Origin of the sequence: Dactylosporangium maewongense (assembly GCF_039531485.1) — a bacterium.
GTDB classification, from domain to species: domain Bacteria; phylum Actinomycetota; class Actinomycetes; order Mycobacteriales; family Micromonosporaceae; genus Dactylosporangium; species Dactylosporangium maewongense.
In genome coordinates this window covers 376,445-398,114 of the sequence record NZ_BAAAQD010000008.1, presented here as the reverse complement: position 1 = coordinate 398,114, position 21,670 = coordinate 376,445, and the positions used below count along the sequence as shown (strand labels likewise).

The 21,670-nt window shown below is 73.7% G+C and carries 21 protein-coding genes and 1 pseudogene; 7 read left to right on the top strand and 15 right to left on the bottom strand.

The features are described from left to right. Nucleotides 1–290 precede the first annotated feature (290 nt). From ABD332_RS22525 to ABD332_RS22510, 4 genes are all read right to left on the bottom strand, one after another. The gene (locus ABD332_RS22525) at nt 291–680 is read right to left on the bottom strand and encodes a PIN domain-containing protein (protein WP_344503980.1); all 390 of its coding nucleotides are present in this window, start codon (nt 678–680) and stop codon (nt 291–293) included. Beyond that, the gene (locus ABD332_RS22520; RefSeq protein ID WP_344503979.1) at nt 677–853 is read right to left on the bottom strand and encodes a hypothetical protein; all 177 of its coding nucleotides are present in this window, start codon (nt 851–853) and stop codon (nt 677–679) included. Before ABD332_RS22520 ends, ABD332_RS22525 begins: the two co-directional genes overlap by 4 nt. Before the next feature lie 109 nt (nt 854–962). Continuing rightward, nucleotides 963–1,688 carry a dethiobiotin synthase gene (gene bioD, locus ABD332_RS22515; RefSeq protein ID WP_344504039.1) on the bottom strand — a complete coding sequence of 242 codons (726 nt, stop codon included), beginning with the start codon at nt 1,686–1,688 and terminating at the stop codon, nt 963–965. Between the two features lie 402 nt (nt 1,689–2,090). Continuing rightward, entirely contained in the window at nt 2,091–3,260 is a 1,170-nt protein-coding gene (locus ABD332_RS22510) for an 8-amino-7-oxononanoate synthase (RefSeq protein ID WP_344503978.1), read from the bottom strand. Between the two features lie 118 nt (nt 3,261–3,378). Between ABD332_RS22510 and bioB the strand changes: the two genes are divergently transcribed. From bioB to bsaP (ABD332_RS60460), 3 genes and pseudogenes are all read left to right on the top strand, one after another. Next, nucleotides 3,379–4,362 (top strand): biotin synthase BioB, encoded by a 984-nt coding sequence (gene bioB, locus ABD332_RS22505; protein ID WP_344503977.1) that lies wholly within the window; start codon nt 3,379–3,381, stop codon nt 4,360–4,362. Continuing rightward, nucleotides 4,359–4,571 carry a biotin synthase auxiliary protein BsaP gene (gene bsaP / locus ABD332_RS22500; protein WP_344503976.1) on the top strand — a complete coding sequence of 71 codons (213 nt, stop codon included), beginning with the start codon at nt 4,359–4,361 and terminating at the stop codon, nt 4,569–4,571. The genes bioB and bsaP (ABD332_RS22500) overlap by 4 nt, the downstream gene beginning before the upstream one ends. 58 nt (nt 4,572–4,629) lie before the next feature. Beyond that, nucleotides 4,630–4,842, top strand: a pseudogene (gene bsaP / locus ABD332_RS60460) (biotin synthase auxiliary protein BsaP); the annotation flags it as partial. A gap of 480 nt (nt 4,843–5,322) precedes the next feature. Here the strand turns inward: bsaP (ABD332_RS60460) and ABD332_RS22490 are convergent. Together ABD332_RS22490 and lgt are read right to left on the bottom strand one after the other, a co-directional pair. Further along, nucleotides 5,323–6,525 carry an FAD-dependent oxidoreductase gene (locus ABD332_RS22490; RefSeq protein WP_344503975.1) on the bottom strand — a complete coding sequence of 401 codons (1,203 nt, stop codon included), beginning with the start codon at nt 6,523–6,525 and terminating at the stop codon, nt 5,323–5,325. 12 nt (nt 6,526–6,537) lie between these two features. After that, nucleotides 6,538–7,656 (bottom strand): prolipoprotein diacylglyceryl transferase, encoded by a 1,119-nt coding sequence (gene lgt, locus ABD332_RS22485; protein WP_344503974.1) that lies wholly within the window; start codon nt 7,654–7,656, stop codon nt 6,538–6,540. A 152-nt stretch (nt 7,657–7,808) separates the two neighbouring features. Between lgt and ABD332_RS22480 the strand changes: the two genes are divergently transcribed. Together ABD332_RS22480 and ABD332_RS22475 are read left to right on the top strand one after the other, a co-directional pair. Further along, nucleotides 7,809–8,291 (top strand): NUDIX hydrolase, encoded by a 483-nt coding sequence (locus ABD332_RS22480; RefSeq protein WP_344503973.1) that lies wholly within the window; start codon nt 7,809–7,811, stop codon nt 8,289–8,291. A 348-nt stretch (nt 8,292–8,639) separates the two neighbouring features. Next, the gene (locus tag ABD332_RS22475) at nt 8,640–9,281 is read left to right on the top strand and encodes a GDSL-type esterase/lipase family protein (RefSeq protein ID WP_344503972.1); all 642 of its coding nucleotides are present in this window, start codon (nt 8,640–8,642) and stop codon (nt 9,279–9,281) included. Between the two features lie 74 nt (nt 9,282–9,355). Here ABD332_RS22475 and ABD332_RS22470 read toward each other — a convergent pair whose 3' ends face one another. The 5 genes from ABD332_RS22470 to trpC all read right to left on the bottom strand — a co-directional run bounded on the left by ABD332_RS22470 (nt 9,356) and on the right by trpC (nt 15,296). Further along, complete coding sequence (locus tag ABD332_RS22470; RefSeq protein WP_344503971.1) at nt 9,356–10,786, bottom strand: methionine--tRNA ligase; 1,431 nt, start codon at nt 10,784–10,786, stop codon at nt 9,356–9,358. Between the two features lie 135 nt (nt 10,787–10,921). Beyond that, entirely contained in the window at nt 10,922–12,175 is a 1,254-nt protein-coding gene (locus ABD332_RS22465) for an outer membrane protein assembly factor BamB family protein (RefSeq protein ID WP_344503970.1), read from the bottom strand. Nucleotides 12,176–12,475: 300 nt separating this feature from the next. Further along, entirely contained in the window at nt 12,476–13,273 is a 798-nt protein-coding gene (gene trpA, locus ABD332_RS22460; RefSeq protein WP_344503969.1) for a tryptophan synthase subunit alpha, read from the bottom strand. A gap of 5 nt (nt 13,274–13,278) precedes the next feature. Beyond that, nucleotides 13,279–14,496: a tryptophan synthase subunit beta gene (gene trpB, locus ABD332_RS22455; RefSeq protein ID WP_425552271.1), complete on the bottom strand. Its 1,218-nt coding sequence runs from the start codon at nt 14,494–14,496 to the stop codon at nt 13,279–13,281. Continuing rightward, nucleotides 14,493–15,296 (bottom strand): indole-3-glycerol phosphate synthase TrpC, encoded by an 804-nt coding sequence (trpC, locus tag ABD332_RS22450; RefSeq protein ID WP_344504037.1) that lies wholly within the window; start codon nt 15,294–15,296, stop codon nt 14,493–14,495. The genes trpB and trpC overlap by 4 nt, the downstream gene beginning before the upstream one ends. A 154-nt stretch (nt 15,297–15,450) precedes the next feature. Here trpC and ABD332_RS22445 point away from each other — a divergent pair, with 154 nt between their 5' ends. Both ABD332_RS22445 and ABD332_RS22440 read left to right on the top strand, forming a co-directional pair. Then, on the top strand, nt 15,451–16,497 hold the full coding sequence (locus ABD332_RS22445) for a serpin family protein (RefSeq protein WP_344503968.1): 1,047 nt from the start codon (nt 15,451–15,453) through the stop codon (nt 16,495–16,497). 61 nt (nt 16,498–16,558) lie between these two features. After that, entirely contained in the window at nt 16,559–17,659 is a 1,101-nt protein-coding gene (locus ABD332_RS22440) for a Kelch repeat-containing protein (protein WP_344503967.1), read from the top strand. On the opposite strand, the gene ligD is transcribed toward ABD332_RS22440, so the two are convergent. From ligD to hisI, 4 genes are all read right to left on the bottom strand, one after another. Beyond that, the gene (ligD, locus tag ABD332_RS22435; RefSeq protein ID WP_344503966.1) at nt 17,656–18,936 is read right to left on the bottom strand and encodes a non-homologous end-joining DNA ligase; all 1,281 of its coding nucleotides are present in this window, start codon (nt 18,934–18,936) and stop codon (nt 17,656–17,658) included. The genes ABD332_RS22440 and ligD overlap by 4 nt on opposite strands. A 10-nt stretch (nt 18,937–18,946) precedes the next feature. Further along, complete coding sequence (locus ABD332_RS22430; protein WP_344503965.1) at nt 18,947–19,483, bottom strand: Trp biosynthesis-associated membrane protein; 537 nt, start codon at nt 19,481–19,483, stop codon at nt 18,947–18,949. A 92-nt stretch (nt 19,484–19,575) separates the two neighbouring features. Further along, complete coding sequence (locus ABD332_RS22425; RefSeq protein ID WP_344503964.1) at nt 19,576–21,111, bottom strand: anthranilate synthase component I; 1,536 nt, start codon at nt 21,109–21,111, stop codon at nt 19,576–19,578. Next, a complete protein-coding gene (gene hisI / locus ABD332_RS22420) occupies nt 21,108–21,473 on the bottom strand; it encodes a phosphoribosyl-AMP cyclohydrolase (protein ID WP_344503963.1) in 366 nt (121 codons plus the stop codon). The genes ABD332_RS22425 and hisI overlap by 4 nt, the downstream gene beginning before the upstream one ends. Nucleotides 21,474–21,670 lie beyond the last annotated feature (197 nt).

The window sequence follows — 21,670 nt, the reverse complement described above, 5'->3', positions numbered from 1 at the left end:
ACTCCCCGCAGCGCACAACGCGCGGGCGTCACGCAGGCGACCGTCGCGCACAGCGCGTGCGGGCGTCGCGCTCGCGCACAACGTGCGTCGCGCGGGCAGGCGTCACATCGATCGGGGGGTCACCTGAGTCCGTGGCTGGGCTGCTCGCTGGCGGCGCCTGCTGTCAGGCACAGGCTCGGGTCCGGTGACCGGCGGGCCTTCTTCGTCGACCGTAACACTGCCCACCAAATCATGGATGCGGAGCGAATCCAGACTGTCGCTTCCCGTCACGAACCGTTCGGAACCGCAGGTCAGAGGTCGACGATGCCGTCGAGCTCGCCGATGGTACGGCGGACCGTGGGGCCGTGGGAGGTGAGCAGGCGGGCCTCGTGGCGGTGGGCCTCGGCGACGGCGTGGGCGAGGCCGAGGCTGCCGTTGAGCCGGGACGCGAGCCGTCCGAGGCCGACCGCGTCGCCGCCGTCGAGCGGGGCGACCGTGGCCGTGCTGAGGAGGGTGTCGAGGCGGGCGAGCTCCTCGGCGTACGCGAGCTCACTGCGCGTCTCGGCCAGCGACACCGCAGGCACCACGACCGTGCCGCCGTCGGCGAGGACGAGGCTGACCAGGTCGGCGACGCCCAGGTCGCCCTGCGTGAACGCGAGCACCGCCGCAGGGTCGAGCACCAGCCCGACGGGGCCGCTCATGACCAGCCCATGAGGTCACGGACCTGCTCACGGGACTCGGTACGGGCCTCGGCGGTGACCTTGGCGCCCGCGTCGTCGAGCCGCTTCCTGGCGCGGGCGCGGCGCTCCCGGTCAGGTCCGGAGTCAGGTCCGGACTCGGCGGCGCCACCGGCACCGGGGTCGATCTCGGTCATGGCGTGACCGTACCCCTTAACATCGATCGCCGCGGTCCCCCGAAACGCCGATGCTCCGCAACGGCCACCGGGCCACCGAAGCGGGCGGGTGGGACAGCGGCAGGTCGGGTCAGCGGCTGTGGGAGCGGAACGCGACCGGGTCGAACCGGCCGTACAGCAGCGGCGCGAGCCAGTGCGCGGCCTCCCGGCGAAACAGTGCCGGGGCGAGCGACCCCGCACCGTCCGGGACGGCGCCGACCAGGTCGCCGTCGAGGTCGTGCAGGTTGGTCCGGTGGACGAGCTCCGGCTCCGCCGGCCATGTGCCGAGGACCACGACCGCCGGTACGTCCCGGTGGGCGAGGGCCCGCAGGGTGAGCGCCGTGTGGTTGAGGGTGCCGAGGCCGGGACGGGCGACGACCACGGCGGTGGCGCCGAGCGCGGCGGCGAGGTCGAGCATCGTCCAGCCGCCCTCCCCCATCGGCACGAGAAGCCCGCCGGCGCCTTCGATGAGGGTGACGTCGTGCTCTTCCACGATCGTACGAAGGGCGAGCTGCGCCATCACCGCCGTCAGCGGGTCGTCGCCGGCGACCCGGGCCGCGGCCAGCGGGGCGAGTGGGTCGGGGAAGCTGGCGAGCGTCCGCACCGTGACGGGCTCCGCGAGCCGCGAGACGGTCGCGGCGTCGGGCTCGTCGCCGTCGGCGGTGCCGGTCTGCGCGGGCTTGACGACCGCGACCCGCCGCCCCGCAGCGGTCGCGGCGGCGGCGATGGCGGCGGTGACGATGGTCTTGCCGACGCCGGTGTCGGTGCCGGTGATGACGACGGCCCCGGTGATGGGCTCGGTCTCCGCCGGGGTCACGTCCTCCGACAGCACCGCCTCGGAGCGCAGCGCCTCCGACAGGAGGGCCTCAGCGGGCGAGACGTCGTGGTCGGCGATGCGCGGATCGCTCAAGGCACGTCCTTCACGGGCGCCGGGGGGTGGCGCGGTTCGGCCGGCACACCCTTCAGGGGCGGTTCGGCTGGTCGGCACGCCCACACAGGGCGCTTCAGGTCAGCGTGGCGAAGGGAACGCACCGGCCGCCTCGCAAGCCGCTCGGGCCGGCCAGCACGGCAGAGCGGTGGACCCGGCGGTCGGCACGCCGTTCAGCGGCGCCGCTGACGGCACCACCTCTCAGTCGCCGGCGGCTCAGGTCACGGGCCGCCCTTCAGCAGTGGCCGCGGCGCCTGCCGGGAGCGTGCGGGGTCGGCCGCGCGCCGCCCGTCAGGGGCGCTCCTTGACGACGATGTCGAGCGCGTGCTCGAACGCCGCCGGTGGCACGCCGACGTTGACGGTGAGCCGAAGGCGCGACCGACCGTCCGGTGTGGACGGTGGGCGGAAGCAGCCTACCGCGACCCCCCGCTCACGACAGGCGGACGCCCACGCGAACGCCTCGTCGGCGCTCGGCGCACCGACGGAGATCACCCCGCCGGACGGGTCGGAGACCTCCAGGCCCTCGCCGCGCAGGCGGCTGACCGCGGTCGCGGCCCGGGCGGCGAGCTCGGCCCGCAGGTCGTCGCCGGCGACGAGGAGGTCGAGGGCCGCAAGGGCGCCGGCGGCGACGGCGGGCGGGAGGGCGGTGTCGTAGATGAACGTGCGGCCGGTGTCGACGAGCTGCCGGCCGAGCTGGTGCGGGCCGGCGATCACCCCGCCGGCGGCGCCGAGCGACTTCGACAGGGTCGCGGTGACGATCACGCCAGGCAGCCCGGAGAGGCCGGCGGCGGCGACCCCACCCGCACCGCGGGGACCGATGACGCCGAGGGCGTGCGCGTCGTCGACGAGCAGCAGCGCGCCGCCGGGGTGCGTCTGGCAGGTGGTGTACAGCGCAGCGAGCGGCGCGAGGTCGCCGTCGACGGAGAACACGCTCTCGGTCACCACCACGGCGGGCCGGTCGGGCGAGGCGGCGAGCAGCACCCGGACGGCGTCGGGGTCGGCGTGCGGCGCGACGACGGTCGCGGCACCCTTCGAGGCGCTTCCGGCGCAGGCGAGCCGGCAGCCGTCGACGATCGAGGCGTGGTTGTGCGCGTCCGACACCACGAGCGTGCCGGGCCGCACCAGCGCGCGGATGGCGCCGAGGTTGGCGAGGTACCCGGACGAGTACACGAGCGCGGTCTGCGTGCCGAGCAGCCCAGCGAGGCCCGCTTCGAGGGCCTTGTGCGCGCCGGTGGAGCCGCGGACGAGCCGCGAGCCGGTCGCCCCGAGCCCGTAGTCGGCGAGGGCCCGGGCCGCGGCGGCGAGCACGTCGGGGTGCCGGGACAGGCCGAGGTAGTCATTGCCGGCGAGGTCGATCACGTCGTCGTCGGCGCCGCGCGGGCGCAGCTCCCGACGCAGCCCGGCAGCCTGCCGACCGGCGGCCTCAGCGTCCAGCGTGGACAGCCAGGATCCGTCGCGCACTCCCGCACCCTCCCGTTCTCGTTGTAGAACCTCTACGATGCCGTTTGTGCGATGTGCACAACATAGCCGACCACCTTCGGGCGGACCGCCCGACCCTAACGTTTTGTAAGGTACGAGCATGCTTGATGCTGCCAAGGCTGTCGTGGACACCGGAGTCGGGCTCGACCTCGAGGGCGTGCTCGCCGTGCTGCGCTGCTCCGACGAGGAGCTGCCCGACTATCTCGCGATCGCGCACGAGGTACGGATGACGTGGTGCGGCCCGGAGGTCGAGGTCGAGGGCATCGTCTCGCTCAAGACCGGCGGCTGCCCCGAGGACTGCCACTTCTGCTCGCAGTCCGGCCTGTTCACGTCCCCGGTCCGCGCCGTCTGGCTCGACATCCCGTCGCTGGTCGAGGCCGCGAAGCAGACCGCCGCGACCGGAGCCACCGAGTTCTGCATCGTCGCCGCCGTCCGCGGCCCCGACCAGCGGCTCATGACGCAGCTCGCCGACGGCGTCGCCGCGATCCGCGCCGCCGTCGACATCAACATCGCCGCGTCGCTGGGCATGCTGACCCAGGAGCAGGTGGACCAGCTCGCGGAGTTGGGCATCCACCGGTACAACCACAACCTCGAGACCGCGAAGTCGCATTTCCCACAGGTCGTCACCACCCACACCTGGGACGAGCGGTGGGACACCCTGCGCATGGTCCGCGACGCCGGCATGGAGGTCTGCTGCGGCGGCATCCTGGGCCTGGGCGAGACGGTGGAGCAGCGGGCCGAGTTCGCGATCCAGCTGCAGGAGCTCGACCCGCACGAGGTCCCGCTCAACTTCCTCAACCCCCGCCCGGGCACCCCCCTCGGCGACCAGCCCGTCCTGGACCCGAAGGACGCGTTGCGGGCCATCGCCGCGTTCAGGCTCGCCCTGCCGCGCACCCTGCTGCGGTACGCCGGCGGCCGCGAAATCACCCTCGGCGACCTCGGCACCCGCGACGGCCTGCTCGGCGGCGTCAACGCGGTGATCGTCGGCAACTACCTCACGACCCTGGGCCGCTCCGCCGACCAGGACCTGGCCCTGCTCGACGAGCTGAGCATGCCGGTCAAGGCCCTGTCGGCAACGCTGTGACCGCCCCCGTGCCGAGCATCGACACCGCCACCTGGTGCGACCGCTGCGGCGAGTCTCTCACCACCGCCGCCCCACACCCGGCATGCGCGGCGGCCCGGCAGCTGGAGCCACCCCGCTTCTGCCCACAGTGCCGCCGCCGGATGAAGGTCCAGGTCCTACCCCAGGGCTGGTCCGCCACCTGCGTCGAACACGGCGAAACCCACAACTGATCCCAGACCCCGACCCCCAGCCCGGACCAAGCCCCCTGGCTCGGCCCACCACTGCGGCGAGACCCTCACCGCCGCCGCACCACACCCGGCGTGCGCGGCGGCCCGGCAGCTGGAGCCACCCCGCTTCCGCCCACAGCGCCGCCGCCGGATGAAGGTCCAGGACCTACCCCAAGGCTGGTCCGCCACCGCCGACACAGACGTTGATCAATGCCCAGCTTTGCGGCATTTGTCACATCGACGCTGCGCGATCCACCCCCAAAACGATCACTGAAATCGCGGTGGATCGCGCAACGTCTATGGCGAAAATGGAACATATTCGGGCATTGACCAACGTGCGTGCCGGGGGGCGCGCGACACGCCAGAAGGCGGCCCGACGGAGGCCAAGAGGGCGTCCGGCCCAGGTCAAACCAAAGGCAGACCGAGGTCGGGAGAAGATCAACCGGAGGCCGGAGTGGCGGCCAGAATCAGGGCAAATCACACAATGCCATGGCGCAACAGGGCATTCCAGGGTATTGATCAACGTACATGCCGAGCGGCGCGTGACACGCCGGAAGGTGGCCCGACGGAAGTCAGGAGGACGTCCGGCCGAGGTCGAGCCGAGGGCAGGATGAAGATCAACCGGAGGCCGGAGTGGCCGCCGGAATCGAGATAATTCGCACAATGCCGTGGCGCAGCAGGGCGCTTCGGGGCATTGACCAACGCGCATGCTCGGCGCCGCCAGTCGCCACGCCAGGAGGGTGTCTGGCCGAGGTCAGGCGGAGGTCGGGCCTGACCATTCGGCGGCTGCGGCGGCGGCCTTGTCCAGGGTGCGGGGGTTGGCGCGGCCCAGGGCGGCGCCCACGGCGCGGCTGGTGAAGCCGCCACGGGGGTGCAGGACGGCGGACGCCTTGCGGGTCTGCTGCAGGACCCTGGTCACCCTGGGGCGGCGCAGGCGACTGTACTCGTCCAGGGCCGGCGGGAGGGCCCCCCGCGAGGCGGTGAGGACGGCCTGCAGCGTGGCGACGTCCTCCAGGGCCAGACAGGCGCCCTGGGCGAGGTGGTGCGGCATGGCGTGGGCGGCGTCGCCGATGAGGGCGTAGCCGCCGCTGCCGGCCCTGACGCCGAACGTCTCCGGCAGCGGGGTCAGCTCGCCGATGGGCTCCTGGACGAGGTCGTCGGGCTCGGTGGCGGCGAGCAGCTGCGGGATCGGGGCGTGCCAGCCGGCGAACCAGCGGCGCAGCAGCGCGAGCTGGCCGGCGGGCGGCTCGGGGCGCAGGGCTCCGGGGACGGTGGCGACCCAGGAGATGCCGCCTCGGGTGGAGCCGCCGGACGAGCCGCGGTCGCCGAGCGAGGCGTGGCTGAACCGGTGGCCGGCGTCGAGGGTCTCGCCGTGGTCGGGGAGGCCGGGCGGCAGGTCGGGGACGCGGTACCAGGGAATGACGGCCCGCCAGGCGGCGACGCCCGCGCTCGCGAACGACGTGGTGGGTGCCAGCCGGCGGCGGACGGCGCTCTGCACCCCGTCCGCGGCGACGATCAGGTCGGCCTCGAACGTGACCCGGCCGTCGCCGACGGCGGGCCGCTCGCGGTGGACCCTCGCGGGCTGCACCTCGATGCCGCTGCGGATGTCGACCTGCTCGCCGAGTCCCGCGATGAACGCGTCGTGGAGGTCTTCCCGGTGTACGACCACCGGCGGCGACTCGACGTCATCGGCGACCGAGCCGGGACGGACGAGCCACTGGCCGTCCGGGCGGCGGATGCCGACGGGCGGGACGGGGGTGGCGATGCCGTCCAGGCCGCCGGCCAGGCCGAGGCCCCGCAGCGCCCGGACCCCGTTGGGCCACAGGACGAGCGCGCCGCGGCCTGGGCGGAGCCGGTCGTCGCGTTCGAGGAGGGTGACCTGCCAGCCGGTCCGGGCGAGCGCGCCGGCCGCGGCGATCCCGCCGATGCCGGCGCCCACCACGACAGCGGTGCGCATCCGCTCGGTACCTCAGCCCTTACCGGACGTGCTGGCGGACGAGCTGTCCGAGGCGCTCTCCGAGGCGCTGTCCGACGGGTCGTCGGCGTCGCCGGCCTCCGGCTCCTCGTCACCCACGGTATCCGACGAGTCCGATGTGTCCGACTTCACCAGTGACGGGCCCTCGGACGACTCAGCCGCATCCGACGGGTCCGAACCCTCAGACGAGTCCGAGACATCGGACGAAGCCGGCGCGAGCGCGGCGGAAGGCTCGCCGGTGACCGGGGTGATGCGGCCGTTCTCGTCGTACGTGACGCGCTCCTGCGGCCCGCGCACCCGCAGGAAGTAGACGACGGCGGCGGCGAGGACGATGAGCGACGTCCAGTTGTTGAGACGCATGCCCAGGAAGTGGTGGGCGTCGTCGATGCGCAGCGCCTCGATCCAGAACCGGCCGGCGCAGTACAGCGCCACGTACAGCGCGAACGCCCGCCCTCTGCCCAGGGACCAGCGCTTGTCGACGTACCAGACGACCGCGGCGACGCCGAGGCACCACAGGAACTCGTAGAGGAACGTGGGGTGGAAGGTGCCGAGCTCCATCGGCTCGCCGTTGACCATCTGGGCGTGGCCGGCCTTCGCGTCCCAGGTGTAGACCTTGAGCGCCCACGGCAGGTCGGTCGCCTTGCCGTACAGCTCGTTGTTGAACCAGTTGCCCCAGCGGCCGAGCGCCTGCGCGACGGGCAGGCCGACGGCGAGCGTGTCGGCGGCCATCGCGAAGGGCAGGTTCATCCGGCGGCAGGCGATGTAGGCGCCGACGGCGCCGCCCGCGATGCCGCCCCAGATGCCGAGGCCGCCCTCCCAGATCTTGAACGCCTTGATCAGGTCACCGTTCTCGCCGAAATACGCCTCGGGCGAGGTGATGACGTGATAGAGACGGGCGCCGATGATGCCGGCGGGGACCGCCCACACCGCGATGTCGAGAATCACCCACGGCGGGGCGCCTCGGTGGCGAAGCCGCCGGTCGGCGATGAAGCACGCGGCGACGATGCCGAGCACGATGCACAGCGCGTAGGCGCGCAGCGGCACCGTTCCGATCTCCCAGACGCCCTGCGTGGGGCTGGGGATCACGGCCAGCGGGGTAAGGGCAGCATCCACGGGTGCACACGCTACCGCCGATCCGCCGAAACGCGATGCCCTGGGTTCGCCCAATTCGCCACCCCACGCCCGACGGAAAGCCACTCCGACCGGCGAAGATCACCACCAGCGAAGGTGTCGCAACGGTCCGCTATGGCGCCTAGAGTGCGAATATGAGCTACGAAGTCACGTCTGCCGTCGCCGCGATCATCGAGGATGCCGCCGGCCGCGTGCTGCTGTGCCAGCAGGCCGGCGGTCACCAGCTGTGGGGCCTGCCCGGAGGGCGGGTCCGTGCGGCGGAGAGCCCGGTGCACGCCGCCGTCCGCGACATCTTCGAGGAGACCGGCCTGGAGGCCCAGATCGTCGAGCTCGTCGGCCTGTACGAGGTGACGGGCGACGGCTGCGGCGAGGCGATGCCGGATCTGTTCGTCCACGTGTTCCGCGGCCGCCTGGACGGCGGCGGCGGGCCGGCCCTGAACGCCCCGGGCCGGATCAGCCGCCTGGCCTGGCACGACCCGGCCTCGCTGCCGGAGCCGCTGACCGCCACCACGCGGACCGCCATCGCCGACGCGGGCGCGGGCCGCACCGGGGTGATCCGCCAGATCAAACGCGACATCCAACGCGAGGTCGAGGCCGCAGAGGCCGTCGAAGCCTGAGCGGCCCTTGAGCGGCCCCGAGCGGCCCCGAGCGGCCCTGAGCCGGCCCTGAGCGGCCCCGGAGCAGGCACTAGAGGCCCCGGAGCAAGCACTAGAGCAGGCACAGGAGCAGGCACCGGAGCAAGCACGGGAGCAGGCGCCGGAGCAGGCACAGGAGCGGCCCCCGGACATGTCCGCTCCGCGAACATGTCCGACATTTCGGTTATGTCGGAGAGCGTAGCGAGTCGACATAACCGAGGCGGCCACCGACACGACCGAAGCGGCCGTCGGCACGACCAGAGCGGTGGCGCGACGGCTGGGTCACCGGCGGCTGAAAAATTCACGGGACCTGGATGATGTACTGGTCCCGTGGCCTACTACGCGCTCGGCGACTCCATGTCCATCGACGAGTATGCCGGCGGCCCCGGGCTGGGTGCCGCCTCGCTGCTCGCCGACGACTTCGGCATCGAGCTCACGCTGCTCGCCCGCGACGGTGCGACCAGCGACGACGTCGTGCGCTTCCAGCTGGACAAGGTCGAGGGTCGGCCCGCCTTGATCACGCTGACGATGGGCGGCAACGACCTGCTGGAGACCCTGTTCAGGGCCGGAGCGGACCGCGAGGTGGCGGAGCGCGCCCTCGCCAAGATCGCCGGCAACTTCGAGGTCGTGCTGCCCACCCTCGCCGCGACCGGGGCCCGTGTGATTGTCAGCACGGTGTACGACCCGACCGACGGCACCGGCGACCTGACCTGGGCGGGGCTGCCGTCGTGGCCGGGTGGCCTGGAGATCCTGGCGGCGCTGAACGGCGCGATCCGCGACGCGGCGGCCCGGCACGGCGCGGTGGTCGCGGACCTGCACGCCGCGTTCCTCGGCCACGGCGCGAAGGCCGGCGACGTGACCGCCGCCGACCCCCGCCCCACCAACCGTGACCTGTGGCTGTGCGGCCACATCGAGCCCAACGCCTGGGGCGCCGAGGCGATCCGCGACGCCTGGCGAGCAGCCCTGCGCTAACCCCAGCCGCGACACCCGGCGAGGCGCCCCCGCACTAGACCCCATCCGCGACACCCGGCAAGGCCGGCCCGCGGCTAAGCCAGCCGCGGAAACACCGGGTCGGGGGTGCCGACCCGGTCGCCGGAGCCGAGCCGCACGGCGAGCCGGGACGCGCCGGACGGCAGGAACGGCGCCAGCTCGCGGCTCACCTCCCGGCAGAGGGCGACGAGCTCGCCGAGCACCACGTCGAGCTCCGCGTCCCGCCCCTGCTTCGCGAGTTCCCACGGCCGGGTTGTCTCGACCAGCCGGTTGCCGCCGGCGACGGCCGCGCACAACACCTCGGTCGCCGCCCGGAAGTCGAACCCCGCCAGTGCCCGGTCCACCGCCGAGGACAGCCCGGTGTCCTTGACGGTGGACCCCGTGACGACCCCGGACCGGAACCGCCGCACCAGGCTCACCGTCCGGTTGACGAGGTTGCCGACCCCGTTGGCGAGGTCCTGGTGGTACCGCTGCCGCAGCCGCTCCTCGGTGAAGTCGGTGTCCCCCAGCGGCGCCACCTCGCGCAGCAGCCACCAGCGCAGCGCGTCCCCGCCGAACCGGGCGGCGAGGTCCCCCGGGTCGACCGCGTTGCCGGCGCTCTTGGAGAGCTTGGCGCCGTCGACCGTCAGGTACTCGTGGACGAAGATCGTCGTCGGCAGCGGCAACCCGGCGGACAGCAGCAGCGCGATCCAGTACACGGCGTGGAAGCGCACGATCCCCTTGCCGATCACGTGGACCCGCTCGGCGGCGTCCTGCCACCAGTCGCGGTAGAGGTCGGGGTCGTCGAGCGCGGTGACATAGTTGGCGAGGGCGTCCCACCAGACGTAGACGACCTGCGACGGGTCGCCCGGCACGGGGATGCCCCAGCCGCCGGCGCGGGCGGCGGGCCGGGACACGCTGATGTCCTGCAGGCCGGCCCGGACGAACGCGAGCACCTCGTTGCGTTTCGCCGCCGGCTCGACCCGGACCTCGCCGGACTCCAGGGCCGCAAGGACGCGGCCGGTGTACGCCGACAGCCGGAAGAACCAGTTGGACTCGGTCACGACCTCCAGGGGCGCGTCGTGCTCGGCGCACCCCTCGGACGGCTCGTAGAACTGCTCGCAGCCCTGGCAGTACAGGCCCTGGTAGTCGCGCTGGTAGAAGTCGCCGTTCGCGGCGGTGCGCCGCCACAGGGTCTCGACCCCCCTGCGGTGTCGGGCGTCGGCGGCGGTACGGATGAAGTCGTCGAACGACAGGTCCAGCACCGGCCGGAGCGCGGCGAACCGGTCGGCGTTCGCGGTGACGAACGCGGCCACGTCGACGCCCGCGGCGGCGGCCGCCGTGACGTTCTTCAACGCGTTCTCGTCGGTGCCGGTGAGGAACCTGACCCGTTGCCCGCGCAGCCGCCGGTGCCGGGCGAGGACGTCGGCCTGGACGAGCTCCAGGGCGTGCCCGAGGTGCGGGGCGGCGTTGACGTACGGGATGGCGGTGGTGACGTAGAAGCTCATGTCGGATCTCCGGTCTGTCTGGACGGGACGACCTGATCCGGCTCGCCCCGGGACCAAGGGGCGAGTGGTGAGCGGATTTAGCGCACGCCGACGGACCCCGTGACGGGGCGCATCATTCGACCGGCGTACATGGGGTCAGCGTACCCCGAGCGCGAACAGCTTTTCGAGCGCCGCGAAGTACACGTGGTCGCCGGACAGCAGCAGCGGCTCGGCGCCGTGCAGCGCGTCGAAGGCCAGCTCACGGCGCAGCAGGAGGGTCCCGGCGGCGGCGTCGAAGGCGAGCAGCTCGCTGCGGTGCACGGGCGCGCCGTCGCGGATCGCGAACTGGTACACGACCGCGTAGAGCACGCCGCCGCCGGTCACCGGCGCCCAGTAGGACGTCGCGACCTCGGCGCCGGCCATGCCCCAGTCGCGGGTCCAGCGGACCGCGCCGTCGCGGACCGCGAACCCGGCGGCGCGGCCGTGCGCGTCGAGGACCATGAGGGTCTGCCCGTCGGTCGCCGCCGAACGTGGGTCGGTCAGCGTCGTGGTGTCGCACCAGCGGCGGGCGCCGTCGGCGACCGACACCGCGCAGACGCCGCCGAGGCCGGTGGTGTAGGCGACGCCGCCGGCCGCGATCACCCACGGGCCGCTGACGTCCTGCCGCCACACCCGCGCGCCGGTCCGCAGGTCGAACGCGGCCAGCCCCGTGCCGGTGCCCGCCTCGAACGGCTGCAGGGCGACGCCGGCGTCCGCGACGGGCGGGTGCAGGCCCGCCTCGCCGTCCAGGGGCGCGGTCCACGCGACGGCGCCGCCGTCCAGGCGCAGCGCGGTCAGGGTCGCGCCCGCCGCGCGCAGCACCAGGTCCCCGACGACGGTGAACCCGCCGGACACCTCCCCGGGCAGCGGCGTCTCCCACTGGTTGTCGCCGCGGCCGGTGTACGACGTGAGGAAGCGCGCTCCGAGCTCGCCGGACGGCACGTCGATCGCCTGCGACTCGACCAGCAGCGTGCCGCCGGTGCCGCCGGCGCTGCCCGGGACCGACGCGAGCTGGCCGAACCTGCGGCCCGGGGCGTCCACGACCGGGCCGAGGTCGGCGCCGGTGACCGCGTCGTACCGGCGGATCTGCCCGGTCGGGCCGCCGGAGGAGCGCAGCAGGACGCCGTCGGCGACGACCGCGCCGCCGACCTGCTCGTCGGGGCGGGACACGGGCGCGGTCCACACGGTGTCGAGCCGCGCGGCGGACCGCGTGCCGAGGTAGGGGGTCACCGGCTGGTACCCGCTGCGGCCCGGGCCGTTGCCGTCCTGCCGCCAGCCGGCGTCGACGACGGTCGCCGCCGGACGTTCCGTGCCCGGGACGGCCAGGGCGAGGCCGGGCGCCGCGGAGAGCAGGAGCGCTACAGGTACCAAACGGAAAAATCGCCGCACGCCCGGCTCAACGACTCCGGTCGGGCGGAGTGACTCAGCGGCGCCGCACGCCGTCGGCCGGCCCGCCGCTCCGGACGGGTCGGCACTCAGCGCGACTCCGGCCGGACGTGACGGCTCAGCAACGCCGCGCCGTCGGACAGCCCGCCGCTCAGCACGGCTCCGGACGGGTCGGCACTCAGCGCGACTCCGGCCGGACGTGACGCCTGAGCAACGCCGAACGCCTTCGGCCAGGCGTGACGGCCTCAGCAACGCGCCGCACGCCTCCAGCCCGACGTGACCGGCTCAGCGGCGGCGCACGCCCTCCGCCAGGTCGGCGCTCAGCGCGGCGACGGCGGCGACGCCCTCGGCCGGGGTCGCGGCGTCCAGCAGGCACCGCACGAGGGCGCTGCCGACGATGACCCCGTCGGCGAACGCGCCGACCTCCGCGGCCTGGTCGCCGTTGGAGACGCCCAGACCGACCGCGACCGGCACGGACGGGTCGGCCCTGCGGACCCGCTCGACGAGGGCCGGAGCGGCGCTGCTGGTGCTGCTGCGGGCGCCGGTGACGCCCATGACGCTGGTCGCGTAGACGAACCCGCGGCACTTGCCGGCGGTCATCGCGATCCGAGCGTCGGTCGACGACGGCGACACCAGGAACACCCGGTCCAGGCCGTGCGCGTCGGACGCGGCGAGCCACGGCGCCGACTCGTCGGGGATGAGGTCGGGCGTGATCAGCCCGGCGCCGCCGGCGGCGGCCAGGTCCGCGGCGAACCGGTCGACGCCGTGCCGCTCGACCAGGTTCCAGTACGTCATGACGAGGATCGGCGCGCCGGCCGCGGCGACCGCCTCGACGGTGCGCAGCCCGTCGGCGACCCGGAAGCCGCCCGCGAGGGCCGCCTCAGTGGCCCGCTGGATCACGGGGCCGTCCATGACCGGGTCCGAGTACGGCAGGCCGACCTCGACGATGTCCACCCCGTTGTCGATCATCGCCTTGATGGCGTCGATCGCGCCGGGCACGGTCGGGAACCCGGCCGGCAGGTAGCCGATGAGCGCGCTGCGGCCCTCCGCGCGGGCCTTCTCGAACGCGACGGAAACACTCACTGTCGTCACACCCCGAAGAAGTCGCGCGCGGTGTCCATGTCCTTGTCGCCGCGGCCGGACAGGCAGATCAGCACGACCGGCTCCCGGCCGAGGTCGGCGGCGAGCTTCGGGACCACCCGCAGCGCGCCGGCGACCGCGTGGGCGCTCTCGATCGCGGGGATGATCCCCTCGGTCCGGCACAGCAGCTTGAACGCGGCCATCGCCTCGGCGTCGGTGACCGGCTCGTAGATCGCGCGGCCGGTGTCGTGCAGGTACGCGTGCTCCGGGCCGACGGCCGGGTAGTCCAGGCCGGCGGAGATGGAGTGCGACTCGATGGTCTGCCCGTCCTCGTCCTGCAGCAGGTACGTGCGGGCACCGTGCAGCACGCCCGTGGAGCCGCCGGTGATGCTGGCCGCGTGCCGGCCCGTGTCGACGCCGTCGCCGCCGGCCTCGAAGCCGTACAGCTTGACGCCCTCGTCGGGGACGAACGCGTGGAACGCGCCGATCGCGTTGGACCCGCCGCCGACGCACGCGGCGACCGCGTCGGGCAGCCGGCCCGTCTGCTCCAGGATCTGCTTGCGGGCCTCGACGCTGATGCCGCTGACGAAGTCGCGGACCATCGCCGGGAACGGGTGCGGGCCGGCGGCGGTGCCGAGCAGGTAGTGGGTCGTGTCGACGTTGGTGACCCAGTCGCGCAGCGCCTCGTTGATCGCGTCCTTGAGCGTCTTCGAGCCGGTCGTGACGGGCACGACGGTCGCGCCGAGCATCCGCATGCGGGCGACGTTGAGCGCCTGGCGGCGGGTGTCCTCCTCGCCCATGTACACGATGCACTCGAGGTCGAGCAGGGCGCAGGCGGTGGCGCTGGCGACACCGTGCTGGCCGGCGCCGGTCTCGGCGATGACCCGGTGCTTGCCCATCCGCTTCGTCAGCAGCGCCTGGCCGAGCACGTTGCGGACCTTGTGGGCGCCGGTGTGGTTGAGGTCCTCGCGCTTGAGGAACACGCGGGCCCCGGCGTGCGCGGACAGCCGGTCCGCCCGATACAGCGGCGACGGGGTGTTGGCGTAGTCGCGCAGCAGCCGGCCGAACTCGGCCTGGAACGCCTCGTCCGCCTGGGCGTGCCGGTACGCGGCGTCGAGGCCGTCGAGCGCGGCGATGAGCGCCTCGGGGACGAACCGCCCGCCGAACTCGCCGAAGTGCCCCGACTGGTCCGGCAGCAGGCCCGCGGCGGACAGGAACGCGTTCACCGGGCGGGCCGCGGCGTCGCCGGGTGGCTGCCGGCAGTGACGAGCTCGGCGACCGCGTCACGCGGGCTCTTCTGCGTGACGAGCCCCTCACCGACCAGCACCGCGTCGGCTCCGGCCGACGCGTACCGGATCAGGTCGTGCGGCCCGCGGACCCCCGACTCGGCGATCTTCACGACGTCGTTGGGCAGGCCGGGCGCGATCCGCTCGAACACCGTCCGGTCGACCTCGAGCGTCCGCAGGTTGCGCGCGTTGATCCCGATGACCCGCGCGCCGGCCTCCAGGGCGCGGTCGGTCTCCTCCTCGTCGTGCACCTCGACCAGGGCCGTCATGCCCAGGCTCTCGATGCGGTCGAGGAGTCCCGACAGGGTGTTCTGGTCCAGCGCGGCCACGATCAGCAGGACGAGGTCGGCGCCGAACGCCCGGGCCTCGTGCACCTGGTAGGACGACACGACGAAGTCCTTGCGCAGCAGCGGCACGTCGACGGCGGCGCGCACCGCGGCGAAGTCGTCGAGGCTGCCGCCGAACCAGCGGCCCTCGGTCAGCACGCTGACGGCGCGGGCACCGCCCGCCGCGTACTCCTTGGCCAGCTCCGCCGGATCCGGGATCTCGGCGAGCTGCCCCTTCGACGGCGACGCGCGCTTGACCTCGGCGATCACCCCGACACCGGGGGCCCGCAGTTTGGCGTAGGCGTCGATGGGCGGTGCCGCCTGCGCCGCGGCTGCCTTGATCTCGTCCAGGGGCTTCTGCGCCTCGCGGATGGCCAAGTCTTCGCGCACGCCGGCGAGGATCTCGTCGAGCACACGGCCAGATTCCGCGTTGATCAAGGAGCTCCCCTCTCCGGTGGTCATGCGTCCGATGCTAGGAGCCCCCCGGTCAGTGGATGGCCGTGGGGGTATGGCCGACGTCACCTGATGGACTAGGGCATAATGCGTTGCCGTTCGTATGGTTGAGTGCATGAGCGTCACTGCCGCAAACACCCTGACCTCGCGTTGGGCGGCCGCCTCCGACGGCCCGGCGGTCTTCTCCGGCGCGGGGGTCTACCCGCTGCTCAGCACCCTCGCGGGCGTCGCCGCCGGCCCGGCCCGCGACGAGCTGCTCGCGGTCGCGCCGTCGCCCCTGCCGCTGCCGCCCGGCTTCGCGGCCGGCGTCTGGACGCGGCACGACCTCCCGCTCACCCCCGGCTGGGATCCGGGGACCCGCCTGTCCGGCGACCCCGCCGCCGACCAGCGGCGCCTCGACGCGTGGGCCGCCGAGCGGACCGGCGGGCGCATCACGGCGCTGCCGGTCGCCGTCGACGGCGACACCGGGCTCGTGCTCGCGTCCGCGCTGTCCGTGGTCACCGAGTGGGTCCAGCCGTTCGGCGACTCGACCATGACCCCGGCCGCGGGCCCCTGGTCCGGGCGCCCGCTGCCCGCCCTGTTCCGCAAGCACACCGCCGCCGACGCCCTCGAACCGCTGCGCCACGTCGACGGGGTCACGCTGCTCACCGTCGCGGGCACCGGGGACATCGACGTCGTCCTCGCCCTCGGTACCGACGCCGCCACCCCCGGCTCGGTCCTGTCCACCGCCATCGACGGCCGGCACCGGGCCACCCCGTCGACCGGCGGCCCCGGGGTGACCGTCCAGGACGTCGACTCCGCCACGCCGGAGCCCGAGCTGGTGGTGAGCCTGCCGTCGTTCGACGCCACCGCCCACCATGACCTCCTGGCCCTCGACCGGCTCTTCGGCCTGCGGACCGCGGCGCGGGACGGCACGTTCCCCGGGATCAGCCCCGTCGACCTGGCCGTGTCGTCGGCCCGCCAGCAGGCCGTGGCGTCGTTCACCGCCCTGGGCTTCCAGGCCGCGACGGTGACCGCCCTCGCCGCGTTCCCCCTCGCCTACCACCCGCTGACCACCCGCAAGCTGCGGGTGACGGTCACGTTCGACCGCCCGTTCGGCTTCCTCGCCGTGCACCGCCGGACCGGCCTCGTCCTCGTCGCCGGCTGGGTCGCGACGCCATGACCCCCTAGCCGTCGTGTCGTAGGGGCCACGATCATGGGCCGTCCCGCGACATACTGCGGGCATGCGGAAGGGCGTGGCGACGCTGGCGGTCGCGGTCATCCTGGCGGGATGCGCGCCGGCGGGTGGTCAGCCGCCGGCGGCCGACCGGGCGTGGACCGCGGTGGCCCAGGCGCCGCTGGCGGCGCGGAACGACGCGCTCGGGGTGTGGGACGGACGGCGGTTCGTCGTCGTGGGCGGATCGGCGGAGCCGCCGTGCCCGCCCACCGCGTCCTGCAGGCCGGTGACCGCCCTGACCGACGGTGCCGCTTACGACCCGGCGAACGGCACCTGGCGGCCGATCGCCGCGGCGCCGGTGCCGCTCGGCGAGGGTGACCAGCTCGTGGCCGCCGGCGGCCGGGTGTACGCGCTGACTTCGGCGGTGTTCCTCGCGTACGACGGCGACCGCTGGACGCAGCTGCCCCCGCCGCCGGGCACCGGGCTGCTGCTCGACGCGGGCGGCACGCCGGTCGTCATCGCCGGGACCGACGAGCACGGCCCGACCGTCGACGCGGCGTTCGACGTCGCGACCGGCGCGTGGCGGGTCCTGCCCGACGACCCGCTCGGCCCGTCCTTCGACCGTACGGCGGTGTGGACCGGCGACCGGCTGCTGCTCGGCGCTAAGGATCTCGTGCCGGACCCCGGCGCCACGAAGCCGTCGCTGCTGCGGCTGGCCGCGCTCGACGCCGCGCTGACGACGTGGGCGGCGCCCACGACCACCGAGATCCTCGGCGGCAGCGTGACGACCGCGGACGGCGCCGTCGTGTGGACCGGCACCGGCAGCGCGGACGGCGGGCAGGTCGGCAACTGGGGCCGCGCCTACGCCGAGGGCGGCATCCTCGCCTTCGCCACCGGCACCGGCACCTGGCGGCCGCTGCCGGCGGCGCCGCGGCGGGCCGGTCCGCTGCCGATCGACCCGGCGCTCAGCACCGGCAGCCGGGTCACGGTCGGCGGGCACCTGCTGGACCCGGCGACCGGCGAGTGGCTGCGCCTGCCGGACCCGCCCGGTGGCAGGCGCTTCGCCGCGACTGTGGTGGCCGGCCCCGACATGGTGCTCCTGTGGGGCGGCGCGGTGGAGCGCGACGCCGGGCGCAACCTCGGCGACGGCCACCTCCTGCGCGTCTAGGTCGCCGGTTCCTCTTCGTTCGCAGGGTCCGCGGGGCGGCGCCAGCGGGCCGGGGTCTCGCCGCGGGCCTGCATCTCCTTCCACTTCGCGAACGGGTCGTAGTCGACCTCCAGGGGCTCCTGCGCCGGGCGGTCGGCCTCAGGGACGTGCACGAGGTTGAGCCGAATGCGGGTCCACAGGCTGTTGACGCCGCGCATCGAGTCGACGAGGACGTCGGCGGGCTCCAGGAGCGGCCAGACGGCCGGGTGGCGGGCCTTCCAGCGTTCGAGGCCTTCGAGGGCCTCCTCCTTCGTCGCGGCGCGGGCGATCTCGATCAGCGGCATGGTCGGCACGCGGCGGCCCGTGCCCTTCTTCGCCGGGGTCTTCTTGAAGGTCGCGGCCAGCTCCAGCAGCGGCGTCAGGTCGCCCCGGGCGTCCTCGATCCCGGCCCACGCGTCCGGCCGGCCCTGCACCGACTCCATCGTGTAGTCGGCGGGGTCGCAGCCGGGCACCTCGTCCCAGGTGAGCGGGGTGGAGACCCGGGCCTCCTCGGACGGCCGGACGGAGTAGCCGGAGGCGGTGGTGTGGTCCTTCGCGTTCTGGTTGTAGTCGACGAACACGCCGTGCCGCTCCTCCTTCCACCACGCCCCGGTCGCGATCTCCGGCGCCCGGCGGGCCACCTCCCGGGCGAAGCCCTCCGCGGCCCTGCGGACCTGGGCGAACGTCCAGTTGGGGTGGATCCGCGCGTACACGTGAAACCCGCGCGAACCGGAGGTCTTCGGCCATCCGACGAGGCCGTGGTCGGCGAGCACGTCGCGGGCCACCAGCGCCACCTCGACCACCTGCGACCACGGCACCCCGGGCACCGGGTCCAGGTCGATGCGCAGCTCGTCGGGGTGCTCGACGTCCTCGGCGAGGACCGAGTGGGTGTGCAGCTCCAGGCAGCCGAGGTTGACGACCCAGGCGAGCTGGGCCGCGTCGCGCAGCACGACCTCCTCGGCGGTGCGGCCCGACGGGTACCGCAGCTGCGCCGTCTCGATCCAGTCGGGGCGCTTCTCGGGCGCGCGTTTCTGGAAGAACGCCTCGCCCTCGATGCCGTTGACGTAGCGTTTCAGCGCCATCGGCCGGCCGCCCGCGCCGCGCAGGGCACCGTCGGCGACGGCGACGTAGTAGCGGACGACGTCGAGCTTCGTGCGGCCCGACTTCGGGAAGTACACCTTGCCGGGATTGGTGACGGTCACCTCGCGCCCGGCGACCTCGATGACTTCCTTGCTGCTGCTCGCCGCGTTGCTCGCCATAGGCGAAACCCTACTTGTCCGCGGTCGGATCCTCGCCCCGATCGAGGGCGTCCCAGAGCTCCGTCTGTGGTGTCTTCGCGGCGGTACGGGCGGTGGGCCGGTCGTAGCGGGCGCCCATCTCCGGCCACGTGTCGCTGCTGCGGATGGCGACGCCACCGGCGACCACGACGACGAGGGCCGCGACGATCGTGACGATCGGCCAGCCCACGTCGATGTGGTGCTGCAGGGCCTCGGTCACCGCGCCGACGATGCCGATGCCGGCGAGGGCGAGGAGGCCGCCGACGATCGTCCTGAGCCGGCCGCGGGTCGCGAGCAGGGCGCCCGCGCCGGCGAGGCCGACCGCGCCGAGGGCGGGCAGCCACGGCGACAGTTCGCTGCCCGTGCGGTACTCGGTCATCGGCGGCAGCGGCGACACCTGATGCGTCATGACCGCGTCCCAGTGGCGGGTGGCGGCGAACAGCACCACCGCCGAGGCGGCCGCGGTCGCGATCGTGGTGACCGCCAGCCCCCGCCGGCCGTGCGTCGGGCCTTGTTTCGGATCGGCCATGGGGCTCTGTCCTGGATCGGTCGTGGGGCTTTGTCGTGGACCGGTCGTGGGACTTTGTCCTGGACCGGTCGCGGGGCTTTGTTGTGGATCGGTCATCGCGCTGGCCGCAGGGTCTCGGCGGTCGCGATCGCGGCGAGGACGGCGGCGGCCTTGTTGCGGGTCTCCGTCTCCTCCGACAGCGGGTCGGAGTCGGCGACGATGCCGGCGCCGGCCTGCACGTACGCCATCCGGTCCCGCATGAGCGCGGTCCGGATCGCGATGGCCGTGTCCATGTCGCCGCCAAAGCCGAAGTAGCCGACGACGCCGCCGTACAGGCCGCGCCGGGTCGGCTCGAGCTCCTCGATGATCTCCATGGCCCTGACCTTCGGCGCCCCGGACAACGTCCCCGCCGGGAACGTCGCGGCGAGGGTGTCGAACGCGGTCCGGTCGTCCTTGAGCTCGCCGACGACGGTCGACACGATGTGCATCACGTGGCTGTACCGCTCGACGGTCATGAACTCCGGCACCTCGACCGTCCCGGGCTTGCAGACCCGCCCCAGGTCGTTGCGGGCGAGGTCGACGAGCATGACGTGCTCGGCGCGCTCCTTCGGGTCGGCGAGCAGGTCCGCGGCGAGCGCGTTGTCCTCCTCGGGCGTCGCGCCCCGCCAGCGGGTGCCCGCGATCGGGTGCAGCAGCGCGCGCCGCCCGTCGACCTTGACGTGCACCTCCGGCGACGAGCCGACGACGTCGAAGCCCTCGAAGCGCAGCAGGTACATGTAGGGGCTCGGGTTCGTGGAGCGCAGCACCCGGTACACGTCGAGGGGGTCGGCGTCGGTGGCCCGCTCGAACCGCTGCGCGACGACGATCTGGAAGCACTCCCCGGCCCGGATCGCCTCCTTCGCGACCTCGACGGCCTTCGGGTACTCCCCCGCCGGGGTCCGGCTGACCACCTCACCCGGCCCCTGCTTGTCCACTGTGGACACCAGCGGCGGCGTCGGCCTGGACAGCGCCGACGTCATCGCGTCCAGGCGGCCGATGGCCTGGTGGTACGCGGCCCTGACGGTCGCCTCGTCGGCGTCCTTCTCGGGCAGGACGGCGTTGGCGATGAGCAGCGCCGTGCCCTCGAAGTGGTCCAGCGCCACCAGGTCGGTCGCCACCATCATGCCGAGCTCGGGGTGGTGCAGGTCGTCCTCGGCGAGCTGCGGCAGCCGCTCGAAGCGCCGGACCGCGTCGTACGACAGGAACCCGACGAGACCGCCCGACAACGGCGGCAGGTCCAGCCCCTTGAGGTCGGCGTCGTCGCCGGTGAGCGCCTCGACGGTCTGCTTGAGGACATGCGTGGGGTCGCCCGTGGTGGGCAGGTTGGCCGGCGGCTCGCCCAGCCACTGCGCGTCACCGTCCCGCTCGACGAGCGTCGCGACGCTGCGCACGCCGATGAAGCTGTACCGCGACCACACCGCACCCGCCGAGCCGGCGCCCTGCTCCGCGGACTCCAGCAGGAACGTCCCCGGGCCGCCGGCGAGCTTCCGGTACACCCCGACCGGCGTCTCACCGTCGGCGAGCAGCCGCCGGGTCACCGGCACCACCCGCCGGGTCCTCGCCAGCTCGCGGAACGTCGCCTCGTCCGGCGCCACCATCCCGGTCGTCATCGCGTCACCTTCAGGTCCGTGTAGAAGCAGGTGTGGTTGCCCGTGTGGCACGCGGCGCCGGTCTGCTCGACCGTCACCAGCAGCGTGTCGCCGTCGCAGTCGATCGCCACCGACCTGACGTGCTGCACGTGCCCGGACGTCTCGCCCTTCACCCAGTACTCGTTGCGGCTGCGCGACCAGTACGTCGCCCGCCCCGTCGTCAGCGTCCGATGCAACGCCTCATCGTCCATCCACGCCAACATCAACACCTGCCCGGTCCCGTGCTCCTGCACGACCGCAGGCACCAACCCGGCCTCGTTACGACGCAGACGGTCCGCAACTTCTGGATCAAGGTTCGACGACACCCCCCAATTCTCCCGCACGGCCCTCTCCCGCCAGTTTGGGGTCTATGGCTGGCCGTGTTTGCGGAGTACCTTGACGGTGCGCCGCACGGAAGTCTGGGCGGTCGCTCATCCCTCCCCGCCTGCCGTCGGCCGACCCTCCTCGCCGGGGGCCGCGCCTGCCGTCGGCTCGGTGGCTCCGGGCCGGGCGCCGTTTGGCCTCCCGGCGTCCGCGACCC

Coding starts and splice junctions, on each gene's coding strand:
- ABD332_RS22525 (WP_344503980.1), bottom strand. CDS start 680: ATGAGCGGCCCCGTCGGGCTGGTGCTCGACCCTGCGGCGGTGCTCGCG.
- ABD332_RS22520 (WP_344503979.1), bottom strand. CDS start 853: ATGACCGAGATCGACCCCGGTGCCGGTGGCGCCGCCGAGTCCGGACCT.
- bioB (WP_344503977.1), top strand. CDS start 3,379: ATGCTTGATGCTGCCAAGGCTGTCGTGGACACCGGAGTCGGGCTCGAC.
- ABD332_RS22490 (WP_344503975.1), bottom strand. CDS start 6,525: ATGCGCACCGCTGTCGTGGTGGGCGCCGGCATCGGCGGGATCGCCGCG.
- ABD332_RS22480 (WP_344503973.1), top strand. CDS start 7,809: ATGAGCTACGAAGTCACGTCTGCCGTCGCCGCGATCATCGAGGATGCC.
- ABD332_RS22470 (WP_344503971.1), bottom strand. CDS start 10,786: ATGAGCTTCTACGTCACCACCGCCATCCCGTACGTCAACGCCGCCCCG.
- ABD332_RS22445 (WP_344503968.1), top strand. CDS start 15,451: ATGAGCGTCACTGCCGCAAACACCCTGACCTCGCGTTGGGCGGCCGCC.
- ABD332_RS22440 (WP_344503967.1), top strand. CDS start 16,559: ATGCGGAAGGGCGTGGCGACGCTGGCGGTCGCGGTCATCCTGGCGGGA.
- ligD (WP_344503966.1), bottom strand. CDS start 18,936: ATGGCGAGCAACGCGGCGAGCAGCAGCAAGGAAGTCATCGAGGTCGCC.
- ABD332_RS22430 (WP_344503965.1), bottom strand. CDS start 19,483: ATGGCCGATCCGAAACAAGGCCCGACGCACGGCCGGCGGGGGCTGGCG.
- ABD332_RS22425 (WP_344503964.1), bottom strand. CDS start 21,111: ATGACGACCGGGATGGTGGCGCCGGACGAGGCGACGTTCCGCGAGCTG.